Origin of the sequence: Pseudomonas sp. Irchel s3f7 (assembly GCF_900187615.1) — a bacterium.
Lineage (GTDB): Bacteria > Pseudomonadota > Gammaproteobacteria > Pseudomonadales > Pseudomonadaceae > Aquipseudomonas.
Genome location: NZ_FYDO01000005.1, coordinates 166,248 through 180,389, shown reverse-complemented (window position 1 = coordinate 180,389; position 14,142 = coordinate 166,248). Strand labels below are relative to the sequence as shown.

Genomic DNA, 14,142 nt, shown 5'->3' with positions numbered 1-14,142 from the left:
CATGGCTGGCGAAACTTCATTGGCAACGCTGCTGCGCAGCATGAGCCCGCAACTCAACGCCGGCGAGTATGTGTTCTGCACCCTGCGTGACGGGACATTGCCTGCGGGTCTGGACATCATCGGCAGTTTTCGCGAACAGGAAGGCCTGACCGTCATTCTGGAACGCTCCCACGCCGAAAAGGCCGGATTCAGCTTCGACTACATCGCGGCCTGGATCACCCTCAACGTGCACTCGGCCCTCGAAGCCGTTGGACTGACTGCCGCGTTCGCCACGGCATTGGGCAAGGCCGGTATCAGCTGCAACGTGATTGCCGGCTACTTCCACGACCATTTGTTTGTCGGCCAGGCCGACGCCGAGCGCGCCGTGCAAGTGCTGCGGGACCTGGCGGCCAACGGGGAGTAAAACGCAATGTGGCAAAGTTATGTGAACGGCCTGTTGGTGGCCTTCGGCCTGATCATGGCGATCGGGACCCAAAATGCGTTTGTGCTGGCGCAAAGTTTGCGGCGTGAGCATCACCTGCCGGTCGCAGCACTGTGCGTAGCCTGTGACGCCCTGCTCGTGGCCGCCGGCGTGTTCGGGCTGGCGACGGTGCTGGCGCAGAATCCGACGTTGCTGGCGATTGCCCGCTGGGGCGGTGCGGCATTCCTGATCTGGTACGGCAGCCAGGCGCTGCGTCGGGCCTTTTCCAGTCAGAGCCTGCAACAGGGTGAAAATCAGACCGTGCGTTCATTGCGCGCCGTCATGCTCAGCGCCCTGGCGGTGACGTTGCTCAATCCACATGTCTATCTGGACACCGTTCTGCTGATCGGCTCCCTCGGTGCCCAGCAAACAGAACCCGGTGCCTACGTGGTGGGCGCCGCCAGTGCATCGCTGCTGTGGTTTTTCACCCTGGCACTCGGCGCGGCATGGCTGGCCCCTTGGCTCGCCCGCCCGAGCACCTGGCGAATTCTCGACCTGTTGGTCGCGGTGATGATGTTCGCGGTAGCGTTCCAGCTGATCAGCGCCGGATAAGTTATTCCAAAAGGCTCTGGAACCTCTATTCCACACAGTTGTTGCGTGGTTATGCCGCAACCCCGGTGCTATGATCCGACACCTGCGCCGCAAAGAGTACAAACTCCCCGGCGCTTGTCTGGCCGCCCGTGATCGGCCTTGCGCTCACCGCACCTGACCTGATTAGGAGATTCACCATGGCTTTCGAATTGCCGCCACTGCCTTACGCACACGATGCTCTGCAGCCGCACATTTCCGAGGAAACTCTGGAATTTCACCACGACAAGCACCACAACACCTACGTCGTGAACCTGAACAACCTGGTGCCAGGCACCGAGTTCGAAGGCAAGACCCTGGAAGAAATCGTCAAGACTTCCTCGGGTGGCATCTTCAACAACGCCGCTCAGGTCTGGAACCACACTTTCTACTGGAACTGCCTGGCGCCAAACGCTGGCGGTCAACCAACCGGCGCGCTGGCTGAAGCCATCAACGCGGCTTTCGGTTCGTTCGACAAGTTCAAGGAAGAGTTCAGCAAAACCTCCATCGGCACCTTCGGTTCCGGCTGGGGCTGGCTGGTGAAAAAGGCTGACGGTTCCCTGGCCCTGGCCAGCACCATCGGCGCCGGCAACCCGCTGACCAACGGCGACACCCCGCTGCTGACCTGCGACGTCTGGGAACACGCTTACTACATCGACTACCGCAACGTTCGTCCGAAGTATGTCGAGGCGTTCTGGAACCTGGTCAACTGGAAGTTCGTGGCTGAGCAGTTCGAAGGCAAAACCTTCACCGCTTAAGCTCGACGCCAGTCAAAAAACCCGGCTTTCATGCCGGGTTTTTTTTCGCCTGATGCCACGGACATTTTCCGACATTGAAACAGGCGTTATCGCCCTTGCCCCCACGCCACAGGGGGCTAACATCAAACACATGGAAAATATCTGCACCTCCCCCTCAAGTTGAAGGACTCGACAACCGACACAGTGCGATAGGCTAATGGTTTCAGATGCTGCATATCGGCCAAGCTGCAGGCAAAATTTCCCATGGATGATTGTCCCTTTGACTGGCATCACGGGATTGCCAATACTCATGGCAACTTGATGCTACCCGCACGGAACAAGGAATAACCCTTTGAAGCTGGAACTCAAGAACAGCTTGTCGGTGAAGTTGCTCCGGGTCGTGCTCCTGTCGGCATTGATCGTCGGCGTGGTCTTGAGCTGCGCGCAGATTGTTTTCGATGCCTATAACACACGCCAGGCCGTCGCCGGCGACGCCGACCGCATCCTCGACATGTTTCGCGATCCCTCGACCCAGGCCGTTTACAGCCTGGACAGGGAAATGGGCATGCAGGTTATCGAAGGTCTGTTTCAGGACGATGCCGTGCGCCAGGCCTCCATCGGCCATCCCAATGAAGCCATGCTCGCGCAAAAGTCCCGCGAGTTGCAGCAGTCCAATACTCGTTGGCTGACCGACCTGATCCTGGGCAAGGAGCGCACGTTCACCACCCAACTGGTAGGACGCGGTCCGTACAGCGAGTACTACGGTGACCTGAGCATTACCCTCGATACCGCCACCTATGGCCAGGGGTTCATTGTCAGCTCGGTGATCATCTTCATTTCCGGCGTATTGCGCGCCCTGGCGATGGGGTTAGTGCTGTATCTGGTCTACCACTGGCTGCTGACCAAACCACTGTCGCGGATCATCGAGCACCTGACGGAAATCAACCCGGACCGCCCCAGCGAACACAAAATCCCGCAACTCAAGGGACATGAGAAAAACGAACTGGGGATCTGGATCAACACCGCCAACCAGTTGCTCGAATCCATCGAGCGCAACACCCACCTGCGCCATGAAGCAGAAAACAGCCTGTTGCGCATGGCCCAGTATGACTTCCTCACCGGCCTGCCGAACCGTCAGCAATTGCAAACGCAACTGGACAGGATCCTCATTGACGCTGGCAAACTGCAACGGCGGGTCGCTGTGTTGTGTGTCGGGCTCGATGACTTCAAAGGCATCAACGAACAATTCAGCTACCAGACCGGTGACCAGTTGCTGCTGGCCCTGGCCGATCGGCTGCGTGGTCATAGCGGGCGTCTAGGCGCCCTCGCCCGCCTCGGTGGCGACCAGTTCGCCCTGGTGCAGGCCGATATCGAGCAGCCCTACGAGGCTGCCGAACTGGCGCAAAGCATTCTCGATGACCTGGAAGCGGCGTTTGCCCTCGATCATCAGGAGATCCGCCTGCGCGCCACCATCGGCATCACCCTGTTCCCGGAGGACGGCGACAGCACCGAGAAGCTGTTGCAGAAAGCCGAGCAGACCATGACCCTGGCCAAGACCCGCTCGCGCAACCGTTATCAGTTCTATATCGCCAGCGTCGACACCGAAATGCGGCGACGCCGCGAACTGGAAAAAGACCTGCGTGATGCGCTGACCCGCAACCAGTTCTACCTCGTCTATCAACCACAAATCAGTTATCGCGATCACCGGGTGGTCGGTGTCGAAGCGTTGATTCGCTGGCAGCACCCCGACCACGGGCTGGTGCCACCCGACCAATTCATCCCGCTGGCCGAACAGAACGGCACCATCATTGCCATTGGGGAATGGGTGCTGGATCAGGCCTGCAAGCAATTGCGCGAGTGGCACGACCTGGGCTTCAGCGACCTGCGCATGGCGGTCAATTTGTCTACCGTACAGTTGCACCACGCCGAGCTGCCACGGGTGGTCAACAACCTGATGCAGATGTACCGCCTGCCGCCACGCAGCCTCGAGCTCGAAGTCACCGAAACCGGCCTGATGGAAGACATCAGCACCGCAGCCCAGCATTTGCTCAGCCTGCGTCGCTCCGGCGCGCTGATTGCCATCGACGACTTCGGTACGGGCTACTCGTCCTTGAGCTATCTGAAAAGCCTGCCGCTGGACAAGATCAAGATCGACAAGGGCTTCGTTCAGGATCTGCTCGATGACGACGACGATGCAACCATCGTTCGGGCCATCATCCAGTTGGGCAAGAGCCTGGGCATGCAGGTGATTGCCGAAGGCGTGGAAACCGCTGAGCAAGAGGCCTACATCATCTCGGAAGGTTGCCATGAAGGTCAGGGTTACTTTTACAGCAAGCCCCTGCCATCAAGGGAACTGAGCGCTTACTTGAAGCAGGCCCAGCGCACCAACGCCGCTATCTTGTAACCCCCTGTAGGAGCGAGCTTGCTCGCGATGGTCGTGAATGATGATGCGTTTAGCCTGAAAAAACGCGCTGTCCCCACGTTCATCGCGAGCAAGCTCGCTCCTACAGAGTGAGCTTGCAGCCCCATGAATAAGAAATATTTCCACCTGCAACCCTTTACACATAATGCGAAAGATTTGCATTATGTCGCAGTTTTGCGCTTAGACAGCGCCATACCACCCCTTATCGAAGCAGGATGTTCGCCATGATTCGTATGCCTCTGGCTACCGCCAGTCTGTTGGCCATCGCTATTTCCCTCGCCGGTTGCGGTGAAGGCAAAGACAAAGCTGCCGCTCCTGCACCAGCTGCCAGCACTGCTGCTGCTCCAGCCGCTGCACCTGCCGCTGCCGGCAAAGTCGACGAAGCCGCCGGCAAAGCCGTTGTCGCCCATTACGCCGACATCGTCTTCGCCGTTTACAGCGATGCCGAATCCACTGCGAAGACCCTGCAAACAGCCGTCGACGCATTCCTCGCCAAGCCGAACGCCGACACGCTGAAAGCCGCCAAGGCTGCCTGGATCGCAGCACGCGTTCCGTACCTGCAGAGTGAAGTGTTCCGCTTCGGCAACACCATCATCGACGACTGGGAAGGTCAGCTGAACGCCTGGCCATTGGACGAAGGCCTGATCGACTACGTCGACAAGTCCTATGAACACGCGCTGGGCAACCCTGGCGCTACCGCCAACATCATCGCCAACACGCAAATCCAGGTCGGCGAAGACAAGGTTGACGTAAAAGACATCACCCCGGAAAAACTCGCCAGCCTGAACGAGCTGGGTGGTTCCGAGGCCAACGTTGCCACCGGCTACCACGCCATTGAATTCCTGCTCTGGGGCCAGGACCTGAACGGTACCGGCCCAGGCGCCGGCAACCGTCCAGCTTCCGACTACCTGGAAGGCAAAGGCGCCACCGGTGGTCACAACGATCGTCGTCGCGCTTACCTGAAGTCTGTCACTCAGCTGCTGGTCAGCGACCTGGAAGAAATGGTCGGTAACTGGAAGCCAAACGTGGCTGACAACTACCGCGCCACTCTGCAAGCCGAACCGGTGGAAACCGGTCTGCGCAAAATGCTGTTCGGCATGGGCAGCCTGTCCCTGGGCGAACTGGCAGGCGAGCGCATGAAGGTTTCCCTGGAAGCCAACTCCCCTGAAGACGAACACGATTGCTTCAGCGACAACACCCACAACTCGCAGTTCTACGATGCCAAAGGCATCCGGAACGTCTACCTGGGTGAATACACTCGCGTCGATGGCACCAAAATGACCGGCGCCAGCCTGTCGTCCCTGGTGGCCAAAGCCGACCCGGCTGCCGACACGGCGCTGAAAGCCGACCTCGCAGCGACCGAAGCGAAGATGCAAGTGATCGTCGACCACGCCAACAAGGGTGAGCACTACGACCAACTGATCGCCGCCGGTAACACCGCCGGCAACCAGATCGTTCGCGACGCCATCGCTTCCCTGGTCAAGCAGACCGGCTCGATCGAAGCTGCCGCAGGCAAACTGGGCATCAGCGACCTGAACCCGGACAACGCTGATCACGAATTCTGATCAACGCTGACTGAATAAAAAGGCGACCTTCGGGTCGCCTTTTTTGTTCGCCGGAACACCACTAATCCTGTAGGAGCTGTCGAGTGAAACGAGGCTGCGATCTTCTCAACGGCAAGACCAACAGATCTCAACCTGCGCCACCGCCTACAAATCCAAGCAAACGATAATTCCTCTTATTCAAATTCCCCTGCCCTGTTAGACTTTGCGCCCTTGTTTTGCTCGTCTGCAGGATGTCTGATGCCCTCGCTGCTGCTTCGCTTGTCCGCACTGTTTCTGGCCTTGGGCCTGAGTGCCTGCGATGACGCCCCGAAATTCACCCAGGCCGAACCCGGCGAAGCCCGCTCCGGTGGCAGCGCGACCGTGCGCAAGACCGATCAAAATTCGTTTTCCCTGCCCTCCGCCAACCTCCCGCCGTCACGGCGCGTGGATTTCAGCGTCGGCAACAGCTTTTTCCGTAACCCGTGGGTGATCGCTCCGTCGACCACCACTGCACGCGATGGCCTCGGCCCGCTGTTCAACACCAACGCCTGCCAGGGTTGCCACATCAAGGATGGCCGGGGTCATCCACCCGAGCCCGGCGCACAGAACGCGGTATCGATGCTGGTGCGCCTGTCGATCCCCGATGCACCGGCCTACGCCAAGGTCATCGAACAAATCGGCGTCGTGCCCGAGCCCGTCTACGGCGGTCAGTTCCAGGACATGGCCGTACCCGGCGTGGAACCGGAAGGCAAAGTGCGGGTTGACTACACGCCCGTACCGATTCGCTTCAAGGACGGCACCGAGGTCGAATTGCGCAAACCGAGCCTGAACATCACCCGGTTAAACTACGGACCGATGCACCCGGACACCCGATTCTCCGCCCGCGTAGCCCCACCGATGATTGGCCTCGGCCTCCTTGAAGCAATCCCCGACGAGGCGATCCTGGCCAACGCGCAGGCTCAGGCCAAGGCGAACAACGGCATCGCCGGGCGCCCGAACCGGGTCTGGGACGATGCACAGCAAAAAACCGTTCTCGGACGATTCGGCTGGAAAGCCGGGCAACCCAATCTCAATCAACAAAATGTTCACGCGTTTTCGGGTGATATGGGCCTCACGACCAGCCTGAAACCCGTTGATGACTGCACCGACACGCAAATCGCCTGCAAACAGGCACCCAATGGCAACGGCCCGGATGGCGAGCCGGAAGTCAGTGACAACATCCTGCGCCTGGTGCTGTTCTACAGCCGTAACCTCGCCGTACCCGCCCGCCGTGATGTCAGTGCACCGCAAGTGTTGGCCGGCAAGAGCCTGTTCTATCAGGCCGGTTGCCAGTCCTGCCACACACCGAAATACACCACCGCAACCAACGCTGCCGAACCTGAACTGGCCAATCAAGTGATTCGTCCGTACAGCGATCTGCTGCTGCATGACATGGGCGACGGCCTGGCCGACAACCGTACCGAATTCCAGGCCAGTGGCCGCGACTGGCGCACCCCGCCGTTGTGGGGCATTGGCCTGACTCAGGCGGTCAGCGGTCACACGCAGTTCCTGCACGACGGCCGCGCCCGTAATCTGCTCGAGGCCGTGCTCTGGCATGGCGGTGAGGCGGCAGCGGCGCAGCAACAGGTTTTGTCTTTCAATGCCGAGCAGCGCGCTGCGTTGCTGGCGTTTTTGAATTCCCTTTAACACGCATTCCTTCAGCGGGAGCCCGACATGTTCCGTCCCAAACTGCTATTCACCAGCCTTGCCGCCCTTGCGCTGGGCGCCTGTTCGCCCCAGGACCCGCAAGCGGTCACGTCGGCAGCCATCGCCAAATCGGTGATCCTGCCGACCTACACCCGCTGGGTTGAAGCCGACCGCCAACTGGCCGTCAGCGCCCTCGCCTATTGCGAAGGCAAGGAAACCCTGGACACCGCCCGCGCCGACTTCCTGCACGCACAAAAGGCCTGGGCCGAATTGCAACCGCTGTTGATCGGGCCACTGGCTGAAGGCAACCGTGCATGGCAAGTACAGTTCTGGCCGGACAAGAAAAACCTCGTCGGCCGTCAGGTCGAACAACTGGTCACCGCGCAACCGCAGATCGATGCGGCTGCACTGGCCAAATCCAGTGTCGTGGTGCAGGGTCTGTCGGCCTACGAATACATCCTGTTCGACAGCAAGCCTGATGTGGCCAACGCTGAGCAGAAAGCCAAATACTGCCCGCTGCTGATCGCGATTGGCGAACGTCAAAAGCAATTGGCTGAAGAAATCCTGAAAGGCTGGAACAACACCGACGGCATGCTCGCGCAGATGAGCAAGTTCCCGAACCAGCGCTACGCCGACTCCCACGAAGCCATCGCTGATCTGCTGCGCGTACAAGTGACCGCCCTCGACACCCTGAAGAAAAAGCTCGGCACCCCAATGGGTCGTCAGACCAAGGGCGTCCCGCAGCCGTTCCAGGCCGATGCCTGGCGCAGTCAATCGTCCCTCGCGGGCCTCGAAGCCAGCCTTGCGGCCGCCAAAACCGTCTGGGAAGGTGTGGACAACAAAGGCCTGCGTGGTCTGTTGCCGAGCGAGCAGAAGCCATTGGCCGACAAAATCGACGCTGCCTACGCCGCCGCACTGAAACTGTTCGCCAGCAACAAGCGCTCGCTGACCGACTTGCTCAATGACGAGGCCGGTCGCCAGCAGCTCAACGAGCTCTACGACAGCCTCAACGTTGTCCATCGTCTGCACGAAGGCGAACTGGCCAAGGCGCTGGGCATCCAACTGGGCTTCAACGCCAACGACGGTGACTGATGAGGGCGACTGCCATGCTGCGACGCCAGGCTCTGACATTAGGTAGTTTGCTGCTGGGTGCGATGACGCTGGGCGGCTGGAAGCTGTTCCGGCAAAAGGACCAAAGCCCGCTGCTGCTTTCAGCGCGGGACGATACCGACGGCAAGCATTACGCCGTGGGTTATCGGCTGGACGGCACCCAGGTGTTTGCCACCCGGGTCGGCCAGCGTTGCCACGACATCATCAACCACCCGACGCTGCCGATTGCGCTGTTTGTCGCCCGTCGCCCTGGCACCGAGAGCTACCTGGTCGACCTGCGCGACGGTGCGCTGCTGCAAACCGTAACGTCGCAACCGAACCGGCACTTCTACGGTCACGCGGTGATTCACCAGAGCGGCGACTGGCTGTACGCCACCGAAAACGACACCACCGATCCGGGTCGCGGTCTGCTCGGGGTGTACAAATTCGAAGGCGAACGGCTGGTGCACAGCGGCGAGATTTCTACCCATGGCATCGGCCCGCATCAGGTGTCGTGGATGCCCGACGGCGAAACCCTGGTGGTGGCCAACGGCGGGATTCGTACCGAGGCCGAAAGCCGGGTCGAGATGAATCTCAACGCCATGGAACCGAGCCTGGTCCTGATGCAACGCGACGGCACCCTGCTGAGCAAGGAAACCCTCGCCCAGCAGATGAACAGCGTGCGTCACCTGGGGATTGCCAGTGACGGCACCATCGTCGCCGGGCAGCAATTCATGGGCGCGGCCCACGAATCGTCGGAGCTGCTGGCGATCAAGCGCCCCGGCCAGCCGTTCGTGGCGTTCCCGGTGCCTGAGCACCAGTTGCAGGCCATGGGGCATTACACCGCCAGCGTCGCGGTGCACAGTGACTTGCGCCTGGTGGCGTTGACCGCGCCACGGGGCAATCGCTTTTTTATCTGGGACCTGGACAGCGGCGAAGTGCGCCTGGATGCGCCGCTTCCCGATTGCGCCGGGGTCGGCGCAGTGGCCGATGGCTTTGTCGTGACCTCGGGTCAGGGACGTTGCCGCTACTACGATTGCCGTCAGGAAAACCTCGTCGCCAAACCCCTGGAACTGCCGGCAGGGCTCTGGGACAACCATCTTCACCTGATGACCTGAACCTGCTGCAACGCCTTACCTAAATACGCTCAGTAGGAGCTGGCTTGCCAGCGATGGCTATCTTGAGAACTGCACCGCGCTCAAGGGCTTCTTCGCCAGCAAGCCGGCTCCTACAGATCGAGGAAAACCGGAAAAACATCGATTGGATTCCCCCTCCCAGTCGCGGTAATGTGCCCCACTGTCTCACCTGATTTTCTCCAAGGAACTGGAAATATGCTGCGTCGCCGCATGCTGATCATGTTGGGTGTTGTTCTGCTGATTGTGCTGGTGCTGGCCGCTTACAAAGCCTTCTCGATCTACACGATGATCCAGGGCTTCTCCGCACCGAAACCGCCTATCAGTGTCGCCGTGGCCACGGCTATCGAACGTCCGTGGCAAGCCCGGCTGCCCACGGTTGGTACCCTGAAGGCGCTGCAAGGTGTTGACCTGAGTCTGGAAACCGATGGCACCGTCATTGATGTGCAATTCGAGTCAGGACAGAAAGTAAAGGCCGGTCAACCCATCATCCGGCTCGACAGCGCCGTGGAAAGCGCCCTGCTGGAAACCGCCCTGGCCGATCTTGGACTGGCCCAGGTGGATTACAATCGCGGCAGTCAACTGGTGGGCAGCGAGGCCATTTCCAAGGGCGAGTTCGACCGGCTCTCCGCGGTCTATAAAAAGAGCAAGGCTTCGGTCAATCAACTCAAGGCCGCACTGGGCAAAAAGAGCATCCTCGCGCCCTTCAGCGGCACCATCGGCATCCGTCAGGTGGACGTCGGCGACTACGTGGCCAGTGGCACCATGATTGCCACGCTGCAAGATCTCAGCAGCCTGTATGTCGACTTTTTCATTCCCGAGCAGTCAGTGCCGAGGATTGCCGTGGGGCAAGCGGTGCAGATCATTGTCGCGTCCTATCCGACGCAGGTGTTCCCCGGCACCATCAGCGCAATCAACCCGAAAGTCGAGAACAGCACCCGTAACGTGCAAGTGCGCGCGAAACTGGCCAACCCTGATGGCAAGTTGTTGCCGGGGATGTTCGCCAGCCTCCAGGTGTTGCTGCCCGCCCCGCAGCTTCGCATCGTTGTCCCGGAAAGCGCCATCACCTACACGCTCTATGGCAACTCGGTGTATGTCGCCACCCAGAAGAAGGCCGAAGACGGCAGCCTTGAAAAAGACGACAAAGGCCAGCCGGTACTGATCGCCGAACGGCGATTTGTCGAAACCGGCGAGCGCCGTGATGGCCAGGTGATGATCACCAAAGGCGTGCAGAACGGCGAAAAAGTGGTGACGGCTGGCCAGATCAAACTGGACAACGGTGCGCACATTGCCATCAGCGATGACAAGACTCTAGGCGAGAAGAACAGCCCGCCACGCGCGGACTGATCAAGGAATCCCCATGGCCTTTACCGACCCGTTCATCCGCCGCCCGGTTCTCGCTACCGTGGTCAGCCTGTTGATTGTGCTGCTGGGCTTTCAAGCCTGGAGCAAGCTGCCGCTGCGTCAGTACCCGCAGATGGAAAACGCCCTGATCACGGTGACCACCGCTTACCCCGGGGCCAACGCCGAGACCATTCAGGGCTACATCACCCAGCCGATGCAACAGAGCCTGGCGAGCGCCGAAGGCATCGACTACATGACCTCGGTCAGCCGACAGAACTTTTCGGTGATATCGATCTATGCCCGCATCGGCGCCAACAGCGACCGACTGTTCACCGAACTGTTGGCCAAAGCCAATGAGGTGAAGAATCAGCTGCCCCAAGACGCCGAAGACCCGGTCCTGAGTAAAGAAGCGGCAGACGCCTCGGCGCTGATGTACATCAGTTTCTTCAGCAAGGAACTGAGCAACCCGCAGATCACCGATTACCTGTCACGGGTGATCCAGCCGAAGCTGGCAACCCTGCCCGGCATGGCCGAAGCCGAGATCCTCGGCAACCAGGTGTTTGCCATGCGGCTGTGGCTGGATCCGGTAAAACTGGCCGGATTCGGCCTGAGTGCCAGCGACGTGACCAACGCCGTACGCCAATACAACTTCCTCTCCGCCGCCGGTGAAGTGAAAGGCCAGTATGTGGTCACCAGCATCAACGCCAATACCGAGCTCAAGTCCGCCGAAGCTTTCGGGGCGATTGCGCTCAAGGTCGATGGCGACAGCCGTGTGCTGCTGCGCGATGTAGCACGAGTGGAGATGGGCGCAGAAAACTACGACACCATCAGCTCCTTTGGTGGCACTCCCTCGGTGTACATCGGCATCAAGGCCACACCTGGCGCCAACCCGCTGGAAGTGATCAAGGAAGTACGCAAGATCATGCCGGACCTTGAGGCGCAGTTACCGCCGAACCTCAAGGGTGAAATCGCCTACGACGCCACTCTGTTCATCCAGGCCTCGATCGACGAAGTGGTGAAAACCCTGTTCGAAGCGGTACTGATCGTGATCGTGGTGGTGTTCCTGTTCCTCGGAGCCCTGCGTTCGGTGGTGATTCCGGTGGTCACCATCCCCTTGTCGATGATCGGCGTGATGTTCTTCATGCAGATGATGGGCTACTCGATCAACCTGCTGACCTTGCTGGCGATGGTGTTGGCCATTGGTCTTGTGGTGGACGATGCCATCGTGGTCGTGGAAAACATCCACCGCCACATCGAAGAAGGCAAGACACCGCTGGATGCAGCCATCGAGGGTGCCCGGGAAATCGCCATGCCGGTGGTTTCGATGACCATCACCCTGGCGGCGGTGTATGCCCCCATCGGCTTCCTGACCGGTCTCACCGGTGCATTGTTCAAGGAGTTCGCCCTGACCCTGGCCGGAGCGGTGGTGATCTCCGGCATCGTCGCACTGACACTGTCACCGATGATGTGCGCCCTGCTGCTGCGCCACGATGAAAACCCCAGCGGGCTGGCTCATCGCCTCGATGTGATTTTCGAAAGTCTCAAGCGCCGCTACCAAAGCATGCTGCATGGCACCCTGAACACCCGACCAGTGGTGTTGGTGTTCGCAGTCATCGTGTTGTGCCTGATCCCCGTACTGCTCAAGTTCACCAAGTCGGAACTGGCACCGGACGAAGACCAGGGCATCATTTTCATGCTGGCCAATGCGCCACAACCCACCAACCTCGACTACCTGAACACCTACACCGACGACTTCATCAACATCTTCAAATCGTTTCCCGAGTACTACTCATCGTTTCAGATCAATGGTTTCAACGGTGTGCAGTCGGGGATTGGCGGCTTCCTGCTCAAACCGTGGAACGACCGCAGCCGCACGCAGATGGCGATCCTGCCGGAGGTCCAGGCCAAACTCGAAAGCATTCCAGGCCTGCAAGTATTCGGTTTCAACCTGCCCTCGCTGCCGGGCACCGGCGAAGGGTTGCCCTTCCAGTTCGTCATCAACTCCGCCAACGACTACGAGTTATTGCTGCAAGTGGTCGACCGGGTGAAGAAACGGGCGATGGAGTCCGGCAAGTTCGCGTTCGTCGACGTCGACCTCGCGTTCGACAAACCTGAAGTAGTAGTAGACATCGACCGCGCCAAGGCTGCGCAGATGGGTGTATCGATGCAGGACCTGGGGGGAACGCTGGCCACGCTGCTCGGTGAAGCCGAAATCAACCGATTCACCATTGAAGGTCGTAGCTACAAAGTCATCGCCCAGGTCGAACGACCCTTTCGCGATAACCCTGAATGGTTGAACAACTATTACGTCAAGAACACAAAAGGCGAGTTGCTGGCCTTGTCCACCCTGATCACCGTCACCGACCGCGCACGTCCACGACAGCTGAATCAGTTCCAGCAACTCAACTCGGCCATCCTGTCCGGGGTGCCGCTGGTGAGCATGGGGGAAGCCATCGACACCGTGCGCCAGATCGCCAGTGAAGAAGCGCCCGCCGGCTTCGCCTTCGACTACGCCGGTGCATCGAGGCAGTACGTTCAGGAGGGTAGCGCCTTGTGGGTCACGTTTGGCCTGGCATTGGCGATCATCTTCCTCGTGTTGGCGGCCCAGTTCGAAAGCTTCCGCGACCCATTGGTCATCCTGGTGACCGTGCCGCTGTCAATTTGCGGCGCATTGATTCCGCTGTTCCTGGGCTGGTCGAGCATGAACATCTACACGCAGGTCGGTCTGGTCACGTTGATCGGACTGATCAGCAAGCACGGGATTCTGATTGTTGAGTTCGCCAACCAGTTGCGCAAGGACAAGGGGCTGACTGCCCGAGAAGCAGTAGAGGAAGCCGCAGCCATTCGTCTGCGTCCGGTGTTGATGACCACTGCCGCGATGGTATTCGGCATGGTGCCGTTGATCATCGCCACGGGCGCGGGTGCGGTCAGTCGGTTCGACATTGGCACGGTGATCGCCACTGGCATGTCGATTGGCACGCTCTTCACTTTGTTTGTATTGCCGTGCGTGTACACGTTACTGGCCAAGCCCGATAAACCTGAGACGAACACATAGCCTCGTGGGAGCAAGCTTGTTCGCGATAGTGGTGTATCAAGTCAATGTTTTTATTGAATGTGATGCCGTCATCGCGAGCAAACTCGCTCCTACAGGGGATGTGCA

10 protein-coding genes are annotated in these 14,142 nt (G+C 59.7%); all 10 read left to right on the top strand.

Annotated elements, in window-relative coordinates; all coding sequences use genetic code 11:
* Position 1 precedes the first annotated feature (1 nt).
* Positions 2-403, top strand: coding sequence for an ACT domain-containing protein (locus CKW19_RS06160; RefSeq protein WP_095057079.1), 402 nt, complete (start codon positions 2-4; stop codon positions 401-403).
* 6 nt (positions 404-409) lie between these two features.
* Positions 410-1,012 carry a LysE/ArgO family amino acid transporter gene (locus tag CKW19_RS06155; RefSeq protein WP_095057078.1) on the top strand — a complete coding sequence of 201 codons (603 nt, stop codon included), beginning with the start codon at positions 410-412 and terminating at the stop codon, positions 1,010-1,012.
* Between the two features lie 176 nt (positions 1,013-1,188).
* A complete protein-coding gene (locus CKW19_RS06150) occupies positions 1,189-1,785 on the top strand; it encodes a superoxide dismutase (RefSeq protein WP_095057077.1) in 597 nt (198 codons plus the stop codon).
* A 331-nt stretch (positions 1,786-2,116) separates the two neighbouring features.
* Positions 2,117-4,168, top strand: a complete 2,052-nt coding sequence (locus CKW19_RS06145) for a bifunctional diguanylate cyclase/phosphodiesterase (protein ID WP_095057076.1) — start codon at positions 2,117-2,119, stop codon at positions 4,166-4,168.
* Positions 4,169-4,410: 242 nt separating this feature from the next.
* Positions 4,411-5,751 (top strand): imelysin family protein, encoded by a 1,341-nt coding sequence (locus tag CKW19_RS06140; protein WP_095057135.1) that lies wholly within the window; start codon positions 4,411-4,413, stop codon positions 5,749-5,751.
* 237 nt (positions 5,752-5,988) lie between these two features.
* Positions 5,989-7,416, top strand: coding sequence for a di-heme oxidoredictase family protein (locus CKW19_RS06135; RefSeq protein WP_095057075.1), 1,428 nt, complete (start codon positions 5,989-5,991; stop codon positions 7,414-7,416).
* 27 nt (positions 7,417-7,443) lie between these two features.
* Complete coding sequence (locus CKW19_RS06130; protein ID WP_095057074.1) at positions 7,444-8,508, top strand: imelysin family protein; 1,065 nt, start codon at positions 7,444-7,446, stop codon at positions 8,506-8,508.
* Positions 8,509-8,522: 14 nt separating this feature from the next.
* The gene (locus CKW19_RS06125) at positions 8,523-9,623 is read left to right on the top strand and encodes a DUF1513 domain-containing protein (RefSeq protein WP_095057073.1); all 1,101 of its coding nucleotides are present in this window, start codon (positions 8,523-8,525) and stop codon (positions 9,621-9,623) included.
* A 213-nt stretch (positions 9,624-9,836) separates the two neighbouring features.
* A complete protein-coding gene (locus tag CKW19_RS06120) occupies positions 9,837-10,985 on the top strand; it encodes an efflux RND transporter periplasmic adaptor subunit (protein WP_095057072.1) in 1,149 nt (382 codons plus the stop codon).
* A 13-nt stretch (positions 10,986-10,998) separates the two neighbouring features.
* Positions 10,999-14,037 carry a multidrug efflux RND transporter permease subunit gene (locus tag CKW19_RS06115; RefSeq protein WP_095057071.1) on the top strand — a complete coding sequence of 1,013 codons (3,039 nt, stop codon included), beginning with the start codon at positions 10,999-11,001 and terminating at the stop codon, positions 14,035-14,037.
* Positions 14,038-14,142 lie beyond the last annotated feature (105 nt).